The following is a 21,584-nucleotide window of genomic DNA, read 5'->3' as shown; positions in this document are numbered from 1 at the left end:
TTAACTCATACCGGTGGGCAATGGGGGCGTCGAAAAGCATTAGTGTAATAACGCGACGGCAGCTTGAGCAGCCTTCACCGCCTTGCCGCTGCCCTTTCTCGCGGCGAACGTGCGCAAACCGGGAAGGTCGAGTTGGTTCTTTGGGGCGTCGCCACGTTCAACCGCAGCGATGACGTGCGGGAGCAACGCTTTCATGGTTTCCGCCACTTCCGACGCACCTGGCGTGGTCTTCTCCCGCTGGGACGCGATGAGAAGCAGGCCGTCGAGTACCGGCCACACCACCGACAATAATCCGTCATGCGCAATTTCCTCCAACACGGGCGCCAGACCATTAAACCGGGTGACTTCTTTCCGCCACTCAAGGAAGTTCGGGTCCGCCACACCGGGTAGGAGAAGCCCCCGCTCCCACGCATCAACCAGTGCCTGCGCGGTGCGTGGACCAACCGACAATGGCCCTGGCTGCTGCAGTGATAGCAGATTCATGGCGGCCCCAGCTGGGAGTGGGGTCCGGGAACGAACCAACTGTTCCATTTGTTGGCCGATCGCGTCCGCCGAATTTTGACTATTTCCCACGCGGGAACGCACAAGCGCGGTGACAGGGGCGTTTTTCCATGTCGGGCAAATGCCCAACCCCAGTGTCCCCACATAGCTAAACAGATGATCCAGACGGTTGGGGAAGCCACGCAACGATTCTGGGTAGCGGGGGCTATCGGGTATGAGGCAGTCTTCGAGAAAATCCCGACCCCATGGTGCACCTACCACAAGGGGAGGCTCGATAAGCGGGTCAGCTGAGTAGTCGGCAATGATCTCACCAGCGGTCCGATCCATGATCCCGCCACCTAAAACGTGGACCGGAAGATCGAAGGTGCGGGCCTGATCCACATCGACAGTGTCAAGATTCAGACGAAACAGTGCTAACTGCAGGTCCGGCTCAAGCACTACAAGGCCTGCGTCTTGGTACAAAGCTAAACGGCTAGCGAGGTCTGCGAAGTCGATGGATAAATCCACGTAGCTGGGCTGGGACAACAGCACCGGAATGATGCCCTTAGCGGAATAGACCACAGTCTGGCGGGCATTATAAATGCTCTTCTTGAGCTCTCTGTCTTTCAGTTCCGATACGACATCGGGGCGGTGCCACGTAACCTCATACAGCCGACGACGGGTATCGGGGAGTAAGTCTCGGTTCTGATACTCCACGGCGATTTCTAAGGCGTGGTAGCGCTCTAATATGACATCAAAATTCTTCGCCCACGTCTCCGCATGGGCGTGGATCAAATTTTCCTCGCTTACTTCACCCACCTCGAACCGAGGACAATCCCACAGTGGGGGAGCCTGATTCCACTCCAAAAACTCCATTGGTTCTTCCGCCACAATGGCGCCCCACCGGGATAGTAATGTGGTGGCGCGTGACTGGACAGTCTTGTCCCGCGAGTGCGCTAACTCGGTTACGCGAGGTGTAAGGGTCTGCCGCGTTTCGCGGGTGGGGTTTTCGCGGTCAAGGAGAGCTTTCAGGGCTTCTTTGTGCGCTTTTACGGTACTAAGGTACAGCGCCCCGAGTGCTACCTCGCACAGTTTTTCCTCGCTTACGAGGGCAAGAACTTCCGTACCGAATGCATTGAAATAAGTGGTATCACCAGCGGCGATTGCTGTAGCGAAAAGGCCGAGGTGCGCTGCGATCTCCTCGGAGGTGATCTTCATTTCTTTTGTCAGCAGTTCTACCATTCGGCGCCGCTCGCTGGGGCGTTGCGCTAAATCCAGACCTTGTATAAGCCACCCTAAAACCTCGCCACGGTCAAGCAGCTTCAGTTCGTTCACCCCAGCGATAAGCACCGTTCCGAAGCTGCCAAAGAGCGGAACATTATTGGCAATACCTGCGTGGACATGTGCAACAAACGTGGACGTGAGGTGTTCGAGGGTGGTATTTGGGAGATCAGTATCAAGAATACGCTGTGGGTCATAAAAGTCAGACTTCAGGAGGTCTTTCTGTGGAAGATAGCACGTGACCAAGGTAGCCCAGTCTTGCAAATATGTAGGGTACGGCGGGATTTCTGGCACGACGTCATGGTTACTTGTGACTAGAAGTACCGTCGTAATGGCGAAATCATTACTAAACCATATTTCTCGCGCATGGGGCATCCTCATCCCGCGACACAATACTTTGATAAAAGCAGCGGCATATTTTTCGCCACGTGATGCAATAACTGGAGCCAGCTGAAATGCGGGGATTACTCCCCGACACTGGTTAAGAATGGTGACGGCACGAGGTGCAGTTACACCTACCCTGATGGCAAACAGGGCGAGGAGAGTCTCATCCACTGAGACATAATCTCGCGCTTCATGCTGTTCTTCGTCCCACTCATGCCACGGCCCCGACTTCAACCCCGCCAGTGCGGTCGCCCGCTGGCTAGGTGTGCCAAGCGGAAGGTCGAGAACATCATCAAGGCTGGCTGTAGTCCATCCAAGCAGGGTGAAAACTTCTATCGCTTCGGAAAGCCGGGGGTTGACGGGCATGAAGTGCAATCCTTTTTAGTGTTGTGGGTAAAGGTGAGATGCGTGCTGGCGAATGTCATCATTCCTTGACCACCTCGCGATGGTTTCCAGATCACGCAGGATCGTAGCATTGTGTTCTGACATGGAGTCTGCCTGGATCAAGATACCTACCACGGTGAACAGGTTTGATGTCCATGCGGGTGGCCGAGGCCCCAGGTGATCGAGGGTGATGTGATGGACAAGCGCTGCTATGACGGGGCGGAAAACCACACAGTCGTGTTTCTGCTTGTTGAGCACGCGTAGGAGACCGTGGGGGTCCCACCGTTCTCCATCGATCAACTCCTCGGTGATCTGTTGAACCTGCCGCGACGAAAGTGGGGAGGACGTTAAGACGTCGAAAAGCGGTGCGGTTGCCTCCTTACTGTGCTTTTCGACGCCCGCAAAAACCAGCAACGCCGTAATCACCACGTAATCGCGCTGGTCGTGGGGAAGCCCTGATGCCTTCGCCCACGCAACAACTTGGGCAGGGCATGCCCATTCTTGCTGAGGGGTACGGGGCAGCTCAAGGGCAAAAATCACGTCTTCGGACTGGAATCCATCAACGGCAATGCCGTTATCGAAATTGTTGAGGAGGTAGCGCATGTACCTGTGCTCCTAGAAGGGGAAGAGTTCGCGGATAAAACCTTATCCATGCAACTGTGCCATGGTTTCCTGGGCTAGGCGAACAGCGTGGGATGTGCTTTTTCGTTGTGCAAGTAACTGCAGCCCAGTGGTGCGGATGTCGTCCCTGTGTGCATCATCATTGTTGAGGGCCTGGCGGATTGAGGGGGCAAGATCCGCCATGAGGCTGGCGATTTCTGTTGTGCCTGCGAACATTCGTGGTGCGGTGGCTATAAGAATTCATTGCGGGAGATGAGGTTTCCTGACATGATCAGCGCCAAAACCCTGTCTCGACCTTTCCACGAATACACCTTCGGGAACCGGCGCATTCACACGAATTAGTCGAGTTGTCTCCCCGTGGTTTATGCCAACGTCGGAATCACTGGGCTGAAATGGCCTCTTGGAGCATCTGACCCCAGCATGGGGGTCTGATTGATTAGGCATGGGGAGAAAAATTTTTCAAAAGCACTTGACACTACTTCTTGCACCCCACTACTTTGGAAACCTTGGCGAGGCACACCCATGGTGTTCGTTACTTCATGCCGTTATGCATAACCTGCACGGATGCCGCTTTCCTCGCCGAGGGTTTTTCTCCCCTCCCATAGAAAGTTTCCCATGTTCAGCTCGCCTGCCTTGATGTGTAGCGGAATTGTGCTCACCGAGAATCCTCATGCTGTGAGCAGCGAGGAGCATGTGTGTGAGATGGCGTCGTGGGAGTTGTGGTTTTTGGGGTTTGAGGTTGATTCGGAGCGGTTGCGGTGCTTCACGCCGCATGCGCTTGCCCAGCTTATCGGTTATGCCCACACTGTGAGTGGGGTGGATAAGGTGTGGGAGCCGTTGTTCCCTGATTTTCCGCAGTGTTCGTCTTCCGAGTTGGATCGCCAGGTGACCATGCTGCGGCATTATCGCAGTGGTGGGCGATGGCGCCCGAAGAATCCGCAGCTCAGCCCCGTTATTCCTAGTAGGTATAGGTGGCGTGTGCACCAGAGGCTTCACATCACGACGTTCACTCCTGCGCTTGTGCAGGATTTGTGGTCTTCTCCTGTGGCGTTGAGTGCGCGGCAGCGTGAGGCTGCGGAGGATCTTGCGCTGTTCGTTGCGGCAAGCCCCGCGTGGGATTTGGGGGATATTGTCGAAAATACGCATTTTCGGCATGGGGAAAATTTTGGGCATGCGGCTGCAACGTTGGCGGTGGTTTCGCCCCATGCTTTTCGACGCCTCCTCGCCCGCACCCACACCATCACGGATATCCTCCGCTGCATCCTCGCATTTTATTGCGCGCAACCGGATCGGGCGCGGGATTTGCGGTGCAGTAGGGAATACCCGGTGAATATGCGCAGCATTCCCCGGGAGATTCGCCGCGAAATCCTGTGCGCAATGGCAGCAGCGGATAGCCAGGAGACGCGTGATCGGGTGCTTAAAGATCAGTATGTGTGGCGCCGAGTGCTGAAGAAAATTCACCCCTTTGACCTGCCTGAATCTGGTGCCGCCCGCCCCATTTTGGATGTGATCTTTGGCAATGTGAAACACACAAGCACCAATGCGCGGGTTGAGCAGGCGTTCGCGCAGCACGACGTAAAAGCTGCCATTGAACTGCTAGGACCCACCCCGGGTGTTTTCCTTCGCCGCCTTGACCACCTTGTGCGCCTTGTCACCACAGAAACCACGCCGCTTCTTTTCACGGCTGTGCGCCGTGTAGCTCCACACGTTTCACTGACGACGCTTATTTCCGTAATCAATGGGTTACGCAGTCGCGAGCAGGTGCCCAAAGTGATAAGGCTGGCCAGCAGGGTGTTTATCTCCCACAAACCTCCACACCCCGTGGATAAAACACTTGTGGCCCAAGTCCTTCACCTGCTAGAACAGGCGCTTGATGCGCAGCTAGCGTTGAAACCTCCGCCCCCGACGAGACTTCCGGACGGGGGAGCCTTTCCGGTTCCGCTGGGGTCGCGGTGGGCGTCGACAAGCTCAGTGCCCTACTATCCCGGGCAGCCGCTGAAACTCGACCTGCGCAGCGAAGAATCGATCCGATTGTTCGTGCACTGGGTCGGTGACGATGTGGACCTTGGCGTAGTTTTCGCCGATGAAACGCTGACGCATTCACTCGGATACGTCGACTACACCAACCTCATCGGACACTCGCTGGAAACCACCGTCACCCACTCCGGCGACGTTGTGTACGCGCCGGCGCCGAAGGGGGCGTGCGAAATGATCGACATTAAGCTGTCTCGGAAACTTCCGCCTAGGGTGCGCTACATTATTCCCAGCATCATCAGCTTTAACGGGGTGAAACTGGGCCAGATTCCCACCCTCACCGGGCTGATGCACACCCACCAGCTGCAAGGACATCACTTCGACCCCAGCGAAGTAACCTCAAGCGCGTCGATCACAGTGGAATCAACCTCAGCCGTGCCATTCATCATCGATGTCGCAGCAAAACAGTTGGTGTGGCTGGATTCCAGCCTCGGCACACGCAAAGGCGAATTCAGCGCGGGGCGAAGCGAACTAGTGGAACTCGTGCGGGCCGAACTGCAACGCATAAAAACCCACATATCCGTGCACGAACTGCTACGACGCTGGGTTTCAGTACACGATGTGGACGTGGAATTCGGAAACCCCGAGATTGATTACGCGCAAGTGGTGGAACCTGTGTTCACCGGGCCGCAAGACCCGATGGCGGTGGCGTGGGCGCAGCGCCTTATCGGCATTTCGGCTTGAATGCGCGTGCTCTAGATTTTCGTTTTTACGAGGGAACTCGACTTATTGCTCTGATCCTTCCCAGGGTTCTGGTTGTAGGCATGAAAAAGTCGAGTCGCAGGGGTGCTCGACCTATACTCGGGAACCCTCGCCATTCGTGGGAGGATGTAGGAGAAAAGTCGAGCAAACGGGCAACTCGACTTATTCGTGTGCCAGGACGTGATTTCGGGCGGCGTGATGCACAAAAGTCGAGTTGCGTATGAATGCAGCGATCGTGCCGAATCTGTAACAGGGAACTCAACAGGTTGAAACTCGTCGGTGTTCGCTGGTGGTCACAAGCACGTTGTGAAGAAGTGAGCAATCACCGCCGCTAAAACTCGCTTTAATGTAATCAGCTGGAGATCGTTAGGGCGCGTCACAGAACCGCATTTAGAAACTTTTGGGAAATCTTCGTGATGAAATCTGCGGCGGATTATTACCGACAGCGATCACCCCGTGGCAGAACATAGAAGCAAAAACCAGGGGCGTGGATATGTTTTCGTTTATGTAGTGGACGTTGAGGGGGTTTCACCTGTTACAACAAAGTCAAGACGCGTGCCAAGAACAAAGCAATCACTGGCAGTGAGCTCACACTTCGTGCGCGGTGGCGGCTCAACCTCACCCAAGTCGAGGCCAATCACACCCGAATCCTCAACCACCGTGATCCCGTTCGAAATGAGGTTACCGCACACGTTTTCGTGCTTTACCAGCCTGAAAGAATGAACGCCGTGAAGTATTAGTTTTACAGTTTTCCATGTGTGATTAGGTGCAGAATCTTCCTGGGAAAATATGGTGATGGCAAACGTAGTGTCTCCCCGCTCACCGTATTCGATGGTCATGGAGCGAATGAGAGAATCCGTGAAAAGTCGAAACGACGAAAAAACTCTTCATAGCCCAATTTTTCTTCCACCTTCCCAAGGCGAAAATGCTTGATGTGGTGAGGAAAGTGGATCCGTGAACCTTTAACCTGAGGGTGTCATTGCAGTAACGAAAACCTGCCGATATTTCGCGGCGCCTCACCGAAAATAGATGCTAGCACAGGGAGATGGGCGAAAATATTGGAATGGGGAAACCAATGGGTAAAGAGGCTAATCCCAGAACTCTTTTTTAAACATACGGTCTGCGGTATCAAACCAGGTGTTGGCTATCTCAATCTGGTGGGAAAGCTCAGTGAGTGAAAGATCAGCGGTGAGCGGAATGGCGATGGTTAGGCCTTTCCACATGAAGGTGTCATCGACATCGAAAGTGAAAAATCCGAGTGGGAAATGACAATTTTGCTCAGCAACCCATCGCGCGACAGCCACAGGATCGTACCACTCACGTATCCCTTCGCGTTCCAAATGGTCGAGTTGAATATGGTGGGGAAACACCTCCAGGTCCTTGCCTTTCAGTGCTTCTAACAATTCGTGTGTGTCTGCACTGGAGTATGTGGTGCGTCCGCAGAGGGCAGCGCCTACTTTTAAGCGTTGTTCCTCAATGGGCGGCACTTTCGGTAGTGGGATTGTGGTGGTGCCGTTGCGTTCGGTGGTGATGGTGGCCAGTGCCCACTGGAGAGTATCGCGGGTGGGGGTGCCGATGAGGCTGAGACGGAGCCCGTTGCGGGTGTGTGCTGCCACTGGTTCGGCGTTGTTTGCCGAGTTTAAGCCTTCGGGTGAAAGGTCATGGCGGGACTTTCCTGGTGGGTAGGAGGTGGTCACATAGGTGAAAGAGTGTTCGCTATCTGTGTGGATTTCTATTTCCGTGCCATCAATTTCGCACCACACGCCTTCCGGCCACAGGGGAACAGGAGTGATCCCAAGAGCAGAAAGCAAGCGACAAATCTCATCCATGCACAACAGTATGGCACGGGTAAAATCCTACTGCGGCTATTTTTGTTGAGATTGGAAGGGGAGCGCTGTGCACGCATCCATTAATCCGCACCTTCATCAGGCTGTTGAAGTTTTCCGCGAACTGGGGTGGGATAACGCCCCCATCGCGCAGGCTCCCACACTTCCGTTGGGCACTCCTGAGCAGCAAAAACTAGCACTTCAAGGGCTGCACACTGGGAAGTGGTTTTACACTGAAGAGGTTGAAGAAAACTGTTGGGCAACCGTCAACGCACCTGGTGTGGATACCGCGAAGCTTGCGCTGTTTGCGGTGCGCCTAGGCGTAGGCCCTGTGCGTGCAGCCGAAATAGTAGATGGTGATGATCTCGACACCATCGCCGCAGTCCTTGAGTCTCGGGGTCGTGGTTTTGTGGAAAAGTTTTGTGCCGCATGGTGGTCGATAGATCACCCGCCGCTGTACCCACGCGACGCGTTCCACCTCTGCGAGCGCTTCGGTATTGCTCCCACCACGCACACTGGGTTTCTACGCGAATGGCTTGACGAAACCCCAGCTGAGGACCACCGCTTCCTTGAGCAAGCAATCCGCCCTGAGATTGTGTCCCACCCCAACACCCAAGCATTGCAACACAAACTAGCCACCCACCCCGATGGGGTGCGTCTGGTGTTTGAGATCCTCGACATCGCACCCAAAGCAAAACCATGGATTGACCTACTTAACCAGCATTTTTCACCCACCCCCAGCACGCTTTACTCCTTCTACCCACAGATTGTGGCTTTGGCTGCGAAGGCGGAAACATCCGTCATTGAAAAACTTGCCCTCCCAATCCTTCCGCTGCTCACCCCAGACCAGCGCGAAGAAATAGTTATTCCGTGCGTTCATGTGAAAAATCAGCGGGTCCTCTTAAAAGCATTGCGTGCAATCAAAGGTGCACGTGTGGATGTTACTCACCTCTGTGAGCACCCAAACCCCCACATAGCAGCCCTTGCTTTAGAGATGACAGGCGAGTATACGCCCGACATTTATCCGTGGGTTCCTGCACCACCGCTGTGGGAGCCGGAACCGGTTGGTGGCGGCGTCGAAAAGCTTGATGCGCCCACGTACCCCGACGGCAGCATCAGCGTAGCGGACCTCGCCACACGGATCACCGACGACGTCGAACTCGCCGACCTGATCCCCGCACTCACCCGCCTCAACCTCGAACCCGCAGGCCACAGGGATCTTCCGCCGCTTCTGGAACGCTACCTGAACGACCCCATCCGCGAACCCGGACTCTGCCTCGACGGCAACACATGGGTGCCCGCGCCCATCACCTACCCCGACTGGCTCGTCGACGCGGCGACAGGGGAGTACGAATATCCCAGCTACCACAACCTGCTCCGACCCACCCTAGACAACATGGAGCGCATCGCCGCCGCCACAAAACCACTCGAACCGCCGGTCGCTATCAACTTCCTCGGACTCCTTTCCCGCCCCAAACGCCAGAAAGTCTACGAACAGGTTTATCTTGCATGGTCACGCGGACTACTTCTGCCCGGTGTCCCCGACTGGGTGTACTACAACTGGACCACCGAGTTAGGCGACGTAAAACCCCTCATTGCGCCTTTCACCCAGCTTGCCGAAGACGGACTGCTATCCCTAATCTGGCCGCTTCTCGACGCCCTCCTCCTGTGGCCCACCCAGCACGACCCCATCCTCGCAGCGTTGAAAAAGTTCGCACACTCCGCCCGGGGGCACGAATGCCCAGGCGTGCACGCGCTTGCGGAAAAGGGGAACGAGAAAGCACAAGAAATCCTCGCCATAGTCGCTGGTGAATAGGGCTTTTGGGGGTGGGATAGGGGACTTCTAGTTTTTCGTGTGCTCGACTTTTGGTGCGTTGCGGTAAGTTTTCTGGGGTGCTGGGGGCGGATTGGTCGAGTCCCTGATGGGGGCTGGGTGTGCTTCATATTTTGATGCGCGTGAGAGTACCCAACTTTTGGCGTGGTAGGGGACTCAGGGTTGAAGAAAATTGGAATAGAAGCGTACTAGGTCTTGTTTTGCTTGTTGGTGGTGGGTGCAAATTGGGTGAGTGCGGAAGAGTATCATTATTTGAAACGTAGCGGTCCAGGTTCACAGATAGCACTCTTCCGCAATTGCTCAACTGACACTAAACAACTCTGAACTGTGAGTTTAGGTAGAAGGAATTATTTATTCATTAAAATTCTCTAAAGCTCAATCTGGGGCGAACGTAGTTTATGAGTAGTAATTTGCGATGCTGGAGGCATATCCCGTGAGTCATAGAGCAGGCCATATTGACCGAAATAAGCTCAAAAACTGGGCTGATACTCGGAATTCAGAGTCTGAATTCCCACGTCTACTTCGTCGGCTAATCCTTGAAACGACACCGGGGGTAATCCAACTAGGGATGCCCGCAGGCGACGGTGTGGCGGCCGGTGGTTGGGACGGCTCTGTGCGGGTGACCGAAGCAACACCTTGGGTTCCAAAAGGTTTGTCGGTATGGGAGCTGTCGGTTAATTCCAGCCCTAACAAGAAAGCTGACCACGATTATTCTAAGCGGGCGGACACTCCAGATGGTACGCCAACCGCTAAATGCACCTATATTGAAGTGATCCTGCGTCCCTGGACAGATCGGGATAACTGGGCTAAAAGTAAGCGAGAGGACCGAGTCTGGAAAGATGTCAGGGCTTTCGGACTTGATGACATTGAGACTTGGCTTGAAGCAGCACCTATCACTTGGGCGTGGCTTTCCGAGGAACATGGGTTGTCGCCATACGGGCTTCGTACTGGCTTAACTTGGTGGCGTGACTGGAAAAATCAAACAGATCCGAAGTTGACGCCGGAAGTCCTACTCGCTGGTCGAACTGGTACCTTAAAAGATCTCGAAAAGAAGCTCAGTTCATCCGGTTCTACCACTACAATTGCTGGTCCTTCGATTGAAGAAGTATGTGCTTTTATTGCTGCGGTCGCTGTCAGTCTTGATGAACAAGGTAGCGGACAGATGCTGGCACGACTTGCATTTGTCGATGATGTATCCACATGGAGGCAGTTGACGGTCTCGCCCCAACCGCTCATTTTGGTCCCTCTCACGCCGCAATTGGTAAGCGAGATTCCCACCGAGACTGTACACGTCTTCTTTGTACCAGTTGTTTCCAATGAAGGCTCCGACGTTAAACTCCCCGCGTTGGACGCTTCTGAGGTAGCGGAATCGCTGATAAGTGCTGGGGTTGCCGACAGAGATAGAGCCGTTGAACTTGGTAGACTCGCAAGGCGAAGCTTGACTGCTCTGCGGCGAAACTTGGCTGTAAAGGCCGTGCTGCATCGACCAATCTGGGCTGATACGAGTCCATCTCGAAACTTCCGATCGATTCTTTTAGCTGGCTCTTGGGGAGACAACGAAAAAGGGGATCGTTCGATACTGGAAGAGCTCACGGGAATCGACTACGAGTTTTTTAGAGACAAGATCACAGGAATAGCCGACGATCCTGGCGATCCTCTAATAATTCGTACTGGCGAAACTTGGCATCTTGTCTCACCGGTGGATGCTTGGATACTGTTGATGCCAAAGTTAACTCGCGACGATATGAAGAGGTTCGAGACTGTTGTCGAGATAGTTCTCGGAGAGGTTGATCCAGCCATCGAACTACCGCAGGATCAACGGTGGAGAGCATCGATTGAGGGCAAAACTCGTCATTACTCTGGTGATCTTCGTGGCGGGCTGGCTCAGTCGCTGGCCATATTAGGGACGCTCGGCGAAAGTCTCCAGTTGTCGGATGGAGCTTCAGGGGCAGACTTCGCAAACTATCTGGTTAGGAATCTTCTTCAAGGGGCATCGAAAGACGGTACCGGAAAAGCATGGCAATCATTAGCCGACGTCTTGCCCCTCCTCGCTGAAGCTGGACCGGACAGCTTCCTTGAAGCAGTCAGTGAAGCGACAGTGGGCGATACACCCCTGTTAGCCACCATGTTCCAAGATAACGTGGAGGAAACGGGAATCTTCTCGAGTGGTACTCCCCACACTAATCTGCTTTGGGCTCTTGAACGCGTGTCATGGTCCCCCGATCACTTCGGACGTGCTGTTGATCTCTTAACACGCCTCGACGAGATCGATCCGGGTGGCCGGAATGCTAATCGCCCTGCGGCATCTTTGTCTGCGATATTTTGTCCATGGCATCCTGACACATCCGTGGAACCTGATCGGCGGATTAAAGTCCTTGACACGTTGCGTAGCAGATATCCCAACGCTGCCTGGAAATTGGAATGCAGTATACTTCCTGAGCGGCACGGGATTCATTTTCCGATTAGCACCCCTGTATTCCAACTATGGAAACCGGATAAACGATCTGTGACGTTCGCGGAATTTTGTAAGATGACGACAGTTGCGGTGGAGCGTTGCATCGAGGATGCTGGTGAGGATTCTCAGCGCTGGTCAACGATCCTTTCCCACACAGACATGCTACCGCTAGCAGATCGAGTGCGAGTGGTGGATGCTCTCGAATCAATGGCTGACCAGACGCAGTCTACAGCTGACTTTCGAGAAGTTGTGTGGCGAGCCCTAGTGGACCTTGTCAGCCACCATCGTGAGTTTCCGGATGCTGACTGGGCGCTTCCCGACGAGGAGCTCGGCAAGCTCGATGCACTGGCAGCACGATACCAGCCGAACACTGCTTATGTTCGATTGATCGGGCTCTTTCAATCATGGACTCCGCATATTGGTTGTTGTCGACCAGATGATTATGAAGCTTATGAACGTGAGCTTGAGCGCCAACGCGTCGAAGCCGTAAAGAAGATCGAGGATGAGGGTGGTTTTGACGCCATCATACGACTGGCACGAGACGTGTCGTTGCCTGGGGCTGTTGGTATTGCCTTGGCAAAAAATTGCCTTTCACACGAAGATGAATTGCTCTGTTGGTTGAAGTCCGATGACCAGAAACTCGTCAGCGCTGCAATGTCATATTTTTCAACTCGCTATTCTCTTGAAGGTTTCAATCTGGTCACGAGTCTTCTTAAGCAAAATGATCTTACGGTCGACCAACGCGTTCGGCTCCTGGTTGTCGCGAGAGACAACCTTGCAGAGGTATGGTCTCTGGTTGACGCAGACCCTGATCTTCGGGTTAGGTACTGGATGGAATTCCAGCCAATCGTCTTGGGGCAAGATATTGATAAGATCGAGAAGATTGCTGATCATTTGATCCACGTTGGCCGCCACGCTAGCGTTATACATCTCATGAGCAGGTTCTTCCGCATTGATAAGGACGGGTTGAGTCCCCAAGCAGCAAAACTCCTTGTGCGGGCGCTGGCAGGGCTCTCGGCAAATCAGAATCCAGCCGTCACTGCTCATCTATCATCTGATGATTTTCAGCGGGTCTTTGACTACCTTGAAGTTATGCGCGAGCACCTTGGTCCTGATTGTCTTGCTCAACTAGAGTGGTTTTTCCTTTCGGCACTTGGCTATAACGCGAGAGTCCCAGCGCTGTCCGAAAGTTTAGCTGCTGATCCTGCAAAGTTTGTCAAGATCGTGTGTGCTGCTTACCGTGCTCAGCCGAGCAGTGAGGAAGAGGATAGTGCTGAAGACCCAGAGGGTGAACAACAATGTGACGATTCCCTTGCCAAAAATGCATATCTCCTGCTCAATGTCTGGGATACGCCGCCCGGACTCTTCGACGGCGTCATGAATGCCGAGGCGCTTCGAGTCTGGCTTGATCGTGCTATGAAGCTTTTGGCCGAACGAGGTCGGACTGAGATCGGTCTGCAAAAGGTCGGTCAGGTTCTTGGCCACACCCCACCGGACCCTGACGGTACTTGGCCAGGAAAAGTCGTGCGGGATCTTATTGAGGAAAAGCAGCTGGATCACATTGAAACCGGTTTGTACCTTCACATCTTTAATAGTCGTGGAGTTACTAGTCGTGGCTTGGAAGACGGCGGTGATCAGGAGCTCAGGCTTGCTGCGGACTATCGCGCTAAAGCACAAGCGTTCGTTGACACCGCACCTCGAGTGGCTCGAATGTTTAGAGATCTCGCTGTCGAGTATGAACGCGAGGCACGACGGCATGAGGAGGACGCAGAACGCTTTCGGCGTGGACTTCACTGAGCGACAAGATTGCGTCACCGACATCCGCACTAGAAATAAATAGAAACTCCTCATCGCTTTAAACAGGGTACGTGGCCTACAAACTACTCGCCGCCTAAAGGGCAATGGGCCTGTGCTTTTTCACTTCCTCGAGGATTTCTTCAGCCGTGAGGTCGTTCCAGTAAATGAGGTCGCTTATTTCCATTGAGCAGCGGCTTTCCAAAAAGTCCATCAGCTGTGTTTCTTGTTCGTCTGGTAGTGAGCATTCTTGGAGTTTTCGGATTCCGGCGAGAAATTCTTCCTCGCTGATTTTGTCGGTGTAGATCATGGGGTATCCTTACAGTTCATCATGCTGGATAGAGCGAAAACCATTCTTGGTCGATGTAGCCGTTTTCGAGGAGTTTGAGGGCTGTGGGGCGGGAGCCTTGTCTGAGCGTGAGTCCAATCGCACGTATTAGGTTGTCAACTGAAAGCTGGTAGTAATCGTTTGTGCGGTGGGTTTCGATGCTGCGGTAAATCGCCTCAAAATCTTCGTCGGTGAGGGTGAAGTGGCGTAAGACCATGGCTGCGTGGGAGAGCACCAGTTCATCGGGGTTGTCCTGTTTGATGAAGGACATGACTGCGTCTTTCGCTTCTGGTGAGGTGGGGAAGAAGTCCCAGAGGAATTGGAAGATTTCTATCTGGAGTTGGTCATCTTCCGTGCGGTGCAGGTCGGTGATTACGCAGGTGAGGTCTTCGTCCGTGAGGGTGATGTCGGGGTCGAGGCTGCGGAGGAAGTCTGTGCGTTGTTCATCCGTGCGGGCTAGGTATTGTTCGGAGAATGTAGTCATGGTGCGATCCAGGTGTTGATAGAGTCCACGTACAGCCCGGCGTCGAAAAGCTTGCTGAGCGCCGGGGCGGCGTGTTTGCTGGTGAGTATGCGCTGGCGTTTTCGTAGTCTTCGTCTCCGTGGATGGTGACAAGGCAGCGATAAATCGCGTCAAAATCGTCGTCGTCGAGGGTGAAAAACATGAGTTCCTGCCCCGCATGTGAAAGCACCATGTCGTCGGGATTTTCTTGCTTGAGTACCGATAGGAGTGCGGTTTTCGCCTGCGGGGAGTTGGGGAACTGGGAAAGAAATCTGAGGATTTCCACGTGAAGAAACTCCTCGTCGCTGCGCTGAAGATCGGCGATAACAACAGCCAGGTCGTCCTCGGTCAGTCCCGCATCGGGGCGGATGGTGGGGAGGAGATTTTCACGCTCCTCATCCGTGAGGGCTAGGTATTGTTCGGAGAATGTGCTCACCCCAATGAGTGTACAAAACGAAGCCTTGCCCTTTTTGCTTTTCTTTCGGTCAACTACCCATCTCCCCTCATAGCAGGCCCGTCCCTTCGGCTGTTCGACTTTTGGCTCGGATCCGTATCAGATTTCTAGCTTTCTCTGCGAAAAAGTCGAGTTCGGCGGGGAACACTGGATGTGCTTGCAAGGCGCTGCTCGACTTTTCCTGGAAAAACTATGTGATTCTGAGCCAGCTGAGTAGAAAAGTCGAGTTGGGCTTATTGGTGCGGGTTTCTGTAATCGAAGAAATTGCATGGCCTACGGTGAGCACGATCACCTCGCATGACCGTTTTCCTTGTAAGCTTCGCCAGCATGACACAACGGTTGTTTAAGGCAGCAAGTGCGGGGGATTGCGACGCGATTCAACGGCGACTGGCTGAAGGGGATGAGGCTGATTTTCGACACACGCGGACTGGGCGAACCTGCTTGATTGAGGCGGTGATTAATGGGCACAAGACAGCGGCGCTGACGTTTGTGCTGCTGATAAACGTGGTTTCACCAGCTTGATGTGGGCCGCGCACAAAGGGCACATGGGGATCCTCCAGCTGCTCATTGAGCGCGGCGTTGATGTGAATGAGACCCCCCGATGGGAAACGCAGCGCAGCCATGATCGCGGCGGGTAGAGGACATGGTGGCATTCTTCGTTGCTTGTCGACGGCCGGTGCGGATCTTAATTACCGGGATCGGTGGGGTCGTGACGCGATGGAAGAGGTGATTGAAAATGGGCATGACAATTGCCAGCGCCTTTTGAAGCATAACCGTCGCCACTGCCCGTCGAAAAGCAGCTGGAGTGGCCTGAACTGGCATGGGACCCCGGAACTATTACACCAGGATTCGTGCTGCCCGACGGGGTTAGTCCAGAAGAGGTCGTGCTGAGCTATATTCTGACTAAACATTATTGGGAAACCAGCGCCTACCAGCACCAAGAGGAAGACCCTGACGTGTTCGAAGCTGAACTGGCCAAGGGCGAGGCGTTGTCGAAAGCCCACTTGACGGAGCGGAAACAGAACGACATGTGTGTGTCCATATCGAGTCCGCCCCAGTTTTCGTTGGGGTACGTATTGATGCGTGTGACTCAGGTGAAGCCATCGCGGGTGGAAATTTACGTCAAACCTCCATATCCCGGAGCACTGGATGACAACAAAGAGTGGATATTCGTGTGCCTGAAAAAGAATGGGCAGTGGCGGATTGATTCGGGGAAATCTCGGATGGTAGGGACGTGGAAATACGAACGGGACTACTTGGTTTAGATTCGGTTTTCGATAATCGCACATAGGGGCGAAGATGATTGTAAACTTGGCCCCTATGACAGATCTTTTATTTGAAGCGGCTGGGGTAGGGGACTGCGAGAAGATTCGGCAGCGGTTGGCTGAAGGGGATGACGTCGATTACGTTGATAAGATCAGGGGGCGTACCAGCCTAATTGAAACAGTAGCAAACGGATATAAAGACGCTGCCGAGCTTCTATTAGATAGTGGTGCTGATGTTGATGCGATCTGTCCTGATAGTGGAAAAACCAGTGTCATGTGTGCCGCAGAAATTGGGTTTCTTGATATCCTTCGGATGCTTATTGATCGTGGCGCTGACATAAATTTAGCGCCTGAAGAAGAGTATTTTGGCCGAAATGCCGCTATGCTAGCCGCAGGGAGCGGACGGATAAACGCGCTCAAAATTCTAGTAGAATCGGGTGCTGACCTGTCCTTTTGCGATCGTCGTGGACACAATGTGATGCAAGAATCCATTGAACGGGGGCGCCACGAGTGTTGTCAGTATTTGGAATCGATAGGAGCCCCCGGACCGAAAGAGCCACCGGTTGGGGAAACATTAGAGTGGCCAGAGTTATCGTGGGACCCTACTACTATGTCCACTGACTTTGTGTTACCTGATGGAGTAAGCCCGGAAGAAGTTGTTCGCAGTTATATTCTTACGATGAATCACTGGGAAACGAAAGGAGACTCGGAATTAATGCCGGAACAGTCGTTTCTTAAAGAAGACGGTGACTGGGATTATGAGGCTAGGGCGGTTTATACCGAGCAATTTAGGAAGTGCCTTGCCAGAGGAGCTGCCTTGGCCAAGATACATCTTACGGATAAGAAACGGACTAATACCCGCTGTTCGGTGGGAAGTCCGCCGCAGTTTTCCGCAGGCTATTCGTTGATGGGTGTTACTAAAGTGAAACCGTCACGGGTAGAGATTCATATAAGACACTTAAGCCCTGAGAACGATAACGAAAGGTACGAGTGGATTTTTGTGTGCCTGAAAAAGAATGGGCAGTGGCGGATTGATTCGGGGAAATCTCGGATGGTAGGGACGTTGAAATACGAACGGGACTACTTGGCTTAGATTAGGTTTTTGATAATCACACATAGGGGCGAACTGTTTTTGTATTCTTTATTTTTATGACTCATTATTTGTTCAAGGCTGCTGGTACTGGGGATTGTGAGAAAATTCGGCAGCGGTTGGCTGTAGGAGATGCTGTTGATTATCGCCATAAGGGGACAGGGCGTACCTGTTTGGTGGAAGCGGTGATAGGCGGGCACAAGGATGCTGTCGAGCTTCTTCTTGATGAAGGGGCGGATGTTGATGCGTCGTGTACTGCGTTGGGGTGGACTGGGGTGATGTGGGCGGTAGAGCAGGGGAACCTGGATGTTCTCCAGTTGCTTATTGCCCGGGGTGCGGATGTGAATCGGGTGTCAGAGGATGAGCTTTTTGGCCGAAGTGCTGCGATGCTTGCTGCTGCTCAGGGGAAGGAGCAGGCGTTGAAAATGTTGGTGGCTGCTGGTGCTGATCTGTCTTATTGTGATCGTCGTGGGCATAATGCGATGCAGGAGGCGATTGAGAAGGGGCAGGATCAGTGTGTGGCTTATCTTCGGCAGGTCGGTGCGCCGGAACCACAAGAGGTACCTGTTGAGCAGCCATTGCCGTGGCCGGAATTGTCGTGGGACCCAGCCGTGTTAGAACCTGGTTTTCAGTTGCCGGAGGGGGTTAGCCCGCAGCAGGTGGTGTGGAGTTATATTCAGTCGCGGTATCACTGGGAGGTTGAAGCGAACAAGCGCATTGATAGTGATGAGGAAATGTCTGCGCTTGATAGTGAGTTGGATCGTGGGGTGGGGATTGCGAAGATTCATCTTACGGATAAGAAGCGTGTGTACGGTGGGGATTCGGTCGGGTGGCCGCCTGAGTTTTCGCCTAGCTTTACGTTGATGGGAGTGGAGCAGGTGAAGCCGTCGCGTGTGGAGGTCCACGTCGAAGACCGTACCCCAGATAGCGTTTGGGGGAGGTATGAGTGGATTTTTGTGTGTTTGAAAAAGGGTGGCCAGTGGCGCATTGATTCTGCTAAGAAGCGTCTTTACGGAACAGTTAAATACCGGACGGGGTATCTTACTTAGTTGTTGCGGTGCTGGGCGGACGGCGTCGACAAGCAAAAACCCGCCGCGCCTTAACGCCTAAAAGTTAGGCGCGCCAGTTCGCCACTTTCGCCCGCTCCTTTTCGCTGCCGACGCCAAGCGCATCCAGCGCCTCGAAGTAGGGGGCGTTGAAGTCTGGCCCTTTATATCCGAAAATCTCCTCACGGATTCGTTCCGCCAGCCACGGCACGCGCTTTTTGGGCACCCAGGTAACCATAAAATCTGTGCGGGGGTTGTCGCTGGTTAAAGCTAAATCATTGAAAAGATGCATGAGTCGGAAGAAAATTTCGTCCTGGGCGGCGTCGCTGACATGCGGGCGAATGCGAATGAGCCAGTCTATAAGCCCATCGCGAATTCCCCGCTGAATGCAGTTTTCGACGACAGCTTTAGCGGCAAGATCCACAAGGGGCGAAGCGGGGGCAAGCTCATCTAACTCGGTGATAACCTCAGTGATTGCCTCGTTTTTGTTGCCGTTAAGCTTTAAAAGACACTGTTTAAGCTGGGGTGCGTTGTGCCATTGCGGGTCGGTCAAAAGCCGCGTCCATGGTGAGTCAACGAAATCATCATCGATGTAGATGGTTGTATACGGCCACTTGAGCGTGTAACCGTACAAAGTGTCAGACTCATTATCGGCGAGGATCTGCGCTGCCACCTCTTCGGGGGTTCCGGTGAGCTCACAATCCTCACCACCGAGGAGTTCGCTTTCGTAGCCGTCGTAGTAGCTTTCCTCCTCCTCATAGGTGCCGGGCTCGTCTTCGCGGCTTATGAGGTTGTATTCAATATTCGTTGCGGAATAGACAGTGCTAGATTGTTCGTCATAACGCCAAGCATCGAGTGTAAATGCTTGGCCTATCAGCTCCTCGATTTCCAACCCGGTGAGCTGGAGTTTGTCGGAGCGGTCAGTTTTCGCGGTGACTGCCTCTTCCTCCACCGTGATGTTTGACCAGCGCATGGGGTAGCCCATGATTTGGAATGTGGTGGCGGCTTCGGTGTGGATTTGTTCGGTTATTGTTTCAAAGTCGCCTGTGTAGGTTTTGTCGTGGTCTTCGACGTTTTCCATGTAGCCGTGGGGTCCGACGTAGAAAATGGCGATGAGCTGGTATTTGTTCTTGCGCTTTTTCTCTACGCAGAACACAACTTCGGCGTCTGTGACGAATTCTTGGGCTTGCTCGTCGAAGGTCCACCAGTGGTGTTTCGGCCAGGTTTCGGCGAGTTTGTTTTTAAGTTCGGTTGCGGATAGTGCCACGTCAGAGGTCCCTTCGGGGTTGGTGCAAATCTATGCAAATTGTAGCTGGCACGCACCCTGGCCGTGGGGAAACGAGGGTTTTAGCATTGCTTGTCGACGCCCTTTCCGCACCAAACCCATCAAAAACGGCGATCTGCGGTGCTAAACTGCCAGGGAAAATTTGTCACGAGGAATGGGATTTTGGCAAAACATAACGATACTGACCTTCATTATGAGTTGACGGGTGAGACGAAACGGAATGCTGATGGGGTGGAGCTTTATCGCATTCGTACCAGCCGTGATATTCCCGAACGTGGCGTGAAAAGCGGGACGATTGGGGGTGTGAGCTCCACGCATGTGTCCTCGGGAAAACCACGTATTGGTAAGAAAGCAAGGGTGGGTGGTCATGCATTGAGGCTGCTAAACAGCTGCTTAGCTCGCGTATGAGCGGGAATTTTGGATCTTAATCACGATCTTGATTGTCCGCCACTGTCTGTTCCTTTTCACTCGCAATGCCGAGTGCATCCAACGCTTCGAAGTAGGGGGCGTTGAAGTCGGGTTCGTTGTAATCGGAAATGCTATTCTTGAGCACCTCCACCAGCCACGGCACGCGCTTCTTCGGCACCCACGTGACCAGAAAATCGACGCGGGGTGTATCGGAAAAGGATGATTGTTTGAGGAACATATACGCCAGGCGGAGGAAAATCTCATCCTGCAAGGCCTCATCAGCGGCTGGCCGAATGCTAATCAGCCATTCCAGAAGCTCGGCGCGGTTACCTTGAACTCCGCGTTCCATACAGTTTTCCACGACCGCTTTAATGGCAAGATCCGTGAGCGGCGATTCATGTGTCAGCTCGCGCAACGATTCTATGGTGGTAAGAACGTTTTCGTCGACACCATTGAGTTGTAAAAGAGTCTGCTTAAGTTCGGGCGCATCGCGCCAGCGCGGGTCGGACATGATGCGTATCCACGGCGAGCTTATGATTTCGTCATCGATATAAATGGTTTTATATGGCCACTTCAGCGAATATCCATACAAGGGCCACCGTTCGTCACCGGATAAGATATGCGCCGCCACTTCCTCAGGGGTGCCAGAAAGCTCCCAGCCTTCGCCATCAAGGAGCATGGTTCCATAGCCGTCGTAGTAGCTTTCCTCCTCCTCATATATTCCAGGTTCATCGTCGCAAGTGCGTAATCCAAACTCGATGTTTGTCGTGGAGTATGCGGCGTGGGTGTGCTCGTCGTAACGCCACATATCCATGGTGAATTTTTCGCCAATTAAGGCTTCCGCCTCGTGTGCGCTGAGATTCAGTTTTGCTGTACGGTCGGTCGCAATGGTTGTCGCGGTGTCTTCTACCGTGATGTTTGCCCAGTGCATGGGGTAGCCCATGATTTGGAATGTGGTGGCGGCTTCGGTGCGGATTTGTTCGGTTATTGTTTCAAAGTCGCCTGTGTAGGTTTTGTTGTGGTCTTCGACGTTTTCGATGTAGCCGTGGGGTCCGACGTAGAAAATGGCGATGAGCTGGTATTTGTTCTTGCGCTTTTTCTCTACGCAGAACACAACTTCGGCGTCTGTGACGAATTCTTGGGCTTGCTCGTCGAAGGTCCACCAGTGTTGTTTCGGCCAGGTTTCGGTGAGTTTGTTTTTAAGTTCGGTTGCGGATAGTGCCACGTCAGAGGTTCCTTCGGGGTTAGCGAACATACGTGTAAAAATTGTAGCTGCCCAGTACCGCACCCGAAACAAGGATTTCGCTGTGCTTTTCGACGCTTTTTCCGCACCAAACCCATCAAAAACGCCGGTTTGTGGTGCTAAACTGCCAGGGAAAAATTTGTCACGAGGAATGGGATTTTGGTGAAG

The 21,584-nt window shown here is 53.5% G+C and carries 17 protein-coding genes; 7 read left to right on the top strand and 10 right to left on the bottom strand.

Annotated features, from left to right (window positions below):
* Window positions 1-39: 39 nt before the first annotated feature.
* Genes CMUST_RS09805 through CMUST_RS09795 form a run of 3 tightly spaced genes read right to left on the bottom strand, consistent with a single transcriptional unit; the run spans window position 40 to window position 3,366 of the window.
* Entirely contained in the window at window positions 40-2,511 is a 2,472-nt protein-coding gene (locus CMUST_RS09805) for a hypothetical protein (RefSeq protein ID WP_047262367.1), read from the bottom strand.
* Between the two features lie 15 nt (window positions 2,512-2,526).
* Window positions 2,527-3,132, bottom strand: a complete 606-nt coding sequence (locus CMUST_RS09800; protein ID WP_047262366.1) for a hypothetical protein — start codon at window positions 3,130-3,132, stop codon at window positions 2,527-2,529.
* Between the two features lie 42 nt (window positions 3,133-3,174).
* On the bottom strand, window positions 3,175-3,366 hold the full coding sequence (locus CMUST_RS09795; RefSeq protein WP_047262365.1) for a hypothetical protein: 192 nt from the start codon (window positions 3,364-3,366) through the stop codon (window positions 3,175-3,177).
* 399 nt (window positions 3,367-3,765) lie between these two features.
* On the opposite strand from CMUST_RS09795, the gene CMUST_RS09790 reads away from it, so the two are divergent.
* Window positions 3,766-5,868 carry a TerD family protein gene (locus CMUST_RS09790; protein ID WP_144414174.1) on the top strand — a complete coding sequence of 701 codons (2,103 nt, stop codon included), beginning with the start codon at window positions 3,766-3,768 and terminating at the stop codon, window positions 5,866-5,868.
* A 521-nt stretch (window positions 5,869-6,389) separates the two neighbouring features.
* On the opposite strand, the gene CMUST_RS09785 is transcribed toward CMUST_RS09790, so the two are convergent.
* Window positions 6,390-6,725, bottom strand: coding sequence for a hypothetical protein (locus tag CMUST_RS09785; RefSeq protein ID WP_047262363.1), 336 nt, complete (start codon window positions 6,723-6,725; stop codon window positions 6,390-6,392).
* Window positions 6,726-6,974: 249 nt separating this feature from the next.
* Window positions 6,975-7,715 carry a hypothetical protein gene (locus CMUST_RS09780; RefSeq protein ID WP_047262362.1) on the bottom strand — a complete coding sequence of 247 codons (741 nt, stop codon included), beginning with the start codon at window positions 7,713-7,715 and terminating at the stop codon, window positions 6,975-6,977.
* A gap of 67 nt (window positions 7,716-7,782) precedes the next feature.
* Here CMUST_RS09780 and CMUST_RS09775 point away from each other — a divergent pair, with 67 nt between their 5' ends.
* Complete coding sequence (locus CMUST_RS09775; RefSeq protein ID WP_047262361.1) at window positions 7,783-9,528, top strand: hypothetical protein; 1,746 nt, start codon at window positions 7,783-7,785, stop codon at window positions 9,526-9,528.
* Between the two features lie 451 nt (window positions 9,529-9,979).
* The gene (locus CMUST_RS09770; RefSeq protein WP_144414173.1) at window positions 9,980-13,798 is read left to right on the top strand and encodes a hypothetical protein; all 3,819 of its coding nucleotides are present in this window, start codon (window positions 9,980-9,982) and stop codon (window positions 13,796-13,798) included.
* Between the two features lie 94 nt (window positions 13,799-13,892).
* Here CMUST_RS09770 and CMUST_RS09765 read toward each other — a convergent pair whose 3' ends face one another.
* The 3 genes from CMUST_RS09765 to CMUST_RS09755 are packed head-to-tail and all read right to left on the bottom strand — an operon-like array spanning window position 13,893 to window position 15,061.
* The gene (locus tag CMUST_RS09765) at window positions 13,893-14,105 is read right to left on the bottom strand and encodes a hypothetical protein (protein WP_047262359.1); all 213 of its coding nucleotides are present in this window, start codon (window positions 14,103-14,105) and stop codon (window positions 13,893-13,895) included.
* 19 nt (window positions 14,106-14,124) lie between these two features.
* On the bottom strand, window positions 14,125-14,607 hold the full coding sequence (locus CMUST_RS09760; RefSeq protein ID WP_047262358.1) for a hypothetical protein: 483 nt from the start codon (window positions 14,605-14,607) through the stop codon (window positions 14,125-14,127).
* Window positions 14,567-15,061, bottom strand: a complete 495-nt coding sequence (locus CMUST_RS09755; RefSeq protein ID WP_047262357.1) for a hypothetical protein — start codon at window positions 15,059-15,061, stop codon at window positions 14,567-14,569. The genes CMUST_RS09760 and CMUST_RS09755 overlap by 41 nt, the downstream gene beginning before the upstream one ends.
* A 539-nt stretch (window positions 15,062-15,600) precedes the next feature.
* On the opposite strand from CMUST_RS09755, the gene CMUST_RS17225 reads away from it, so the two are divergent.
* From CMUST_RS17225 to CMUST_RS09730, 4 genes are all read left to right on the top strand, one after another.
* The gene (locus CMUST_RS17225; RefSeq protein ID WP_083987515.1) at window positions 15,601-15,717 is read left to right on the top strand and encodes an ankyrin repeat domain-containing protein; all 117 of its coding nucleotides are present in this window, start codon (window positions 15,601-15,603) and stop codon (window positions 15,715-15,717) included.
* A gap of 213 nt (window positions 15,718-15,930) precedes the next feature.
* The gene (locus CMUST_RS09740) at window positions 15,931-16,344 is read left to right on the top strand and encodes a hypothetical protein (protein WP_047262354.1); all 414 of its coding nucleotides are present in this window, start codon (window positions 15,931-15,933) and stop codon (window positions 16,342-16,344) included.
* 55 nt (window positions 16,345-16,399) lie between these two features.
* Window positions 16,400-17,437, top strand: coding sequence for an ankyrin repeat domain-containing protein (locus CMUST_RS09735; RefSeq protein WP_158408219.1), 1,038 nt, complete (start codon window positions 16,400-16,402; stop codon window positions 17,435-17,437).
* Between the two features lie 56 nt (window positions 17,438-17,493).
* On the top strand, window positions 17,494-18,483 hold the full coding sequence (locus CMUST_RS09730) for an ankyrin repeat domain-containing protein (protein ID WP_047262352.1): 990 nt from the start codon (window positions 17,494-17,496) through the stop codon (window positions 18,481-18,483).
* A gap of 64 nt (window positions 18,484-18,547) precedes the next feature.
* Here CMUST_RS09730 and CMUST_RS09725 read toward each other — a convergent pair whose 3' ends face one another.
* Together CMUST_RS09725 and CMUST_RS09720 are read right to left on the bottom strand one after the other, a co-directional pair.
* Complete coding sequence (locus tag CMUST_RS09725; protein ID WP_047262351.1) at window positions 18,548-19,747, bottom strand: hypothetical protein; 1,200 nt, start codon at window positions 19,745-19,747, stop codon at window positions 18,548-18,550.
* Window positions 19,748-20,189: 442 nt separating this feature from the next.
* On the bottom strand, window positions 20,190-21,398 hold the full coding sequence (locus tag CMUST_RS09720; protein ID WP_236690101.1) for a hypothetical protein: 1,209 nt from the start codon (window positions 21,396-21,398) through the stop codon (window positions 20,190-20,192).
* Window positions 21,399-21,584: the final 186 nt, after the last annotated feature.

Source organism: Corynebacterium mustelae (genome assembly GCF_001020985.1).
In the GTDB taxonomy this organism is placed as follows: domain Bacteria; phylum Actinomycetota; class Actinomycetes; order Mycobacteriales; family Mycobacteriaceae; genus Corynebacterium; species Corynebacterium mustelae.
This window is presented reverse-complemented; position numbering and strand designations above follow the sequence as displayed.

Excerpts from the sequence above, each read along its gene's own strand:
- CMUST_RS09805 (WP_047262367.1), bottom strand. The coding sequence starts at position 2,511 with ATGCCCGTCAACCCCCGGCTTTCCGAAGCGATAGAAGTTTTCACCCTG.
- CMUST_RS09800 (WP_047262366.1), bottom strand. The coding sequence starts at position 3,132 with ATGCGCTACCTCCTCAACAATTTCGATAACGGCATTGCCGTTGATGGA.
- CMUST_RS09795 (WP_047262365.1), bottom strand. The coding sequence starts at position 3,366 with ATGTTCGCAGGCACAACAGAAATCGCCAGCCTCATGGCGGATCTTGCC.
- CMUST_RS09790 (WP_144414174.1), top strand. The coding sequence starts at position 3,766 with ATGTTCAGCTCGCCTGCCTTGATGTGTAGCGGAATTGTGCTCACCGAG.
- CMUST_RS09785 (WP_047262363.1), bottom strand. The coding sequence starts at position 6,725 with ATGACCATCGAATACGGTGAGCGGGGAGACACTACGTTTGCCATCACC.
- CMUST_RS09780 (WP_047262362.1), bottom strand. The coding sequence starts at position 7,715 with ATGGATGAGATTTGTCGCTTGCTTTCTGCTCTTGGGATCACTCCTGTT.
- CMUST_RS09765 (WP_047262359.1), bottom strand. The coding sequence starts at position 14,105 with ATGATCTACACCGACAAAATCAGCGAGGAAGAATTTCTCGCCGGAATC.
- CMUST_RS09760 (WP_047262358.1), bottom strand. The coding sequence starts at position 14,607 with ATGACTACATTCTCCGAACAATACCTAGCCCGCACGGATGAACAACGC.
- CMUST_RS17225 (WP_083987515.1), top strand. The coding sequence starts at position 15,601 with ATGTGGGCCGCGCACAAAGGGCACATGGGGATCCTCCAGCTGCTCATT.
- CMUST_RS09735 (WP_158408219.1), top strand. The coding sequence starts at position 16,400 with ATGACAGATCTTTTATTTGAAGCGGCTGGGGTAGGGGACTGCGAGAAG.
- CMUST_RS09730 (WP_047262352.1), top strand. The coding sequence starts at position 17,494 with ATGACTCATTATTTGTTCAAGGCTGCTGGTACTGGGGATTGTGAGAAA.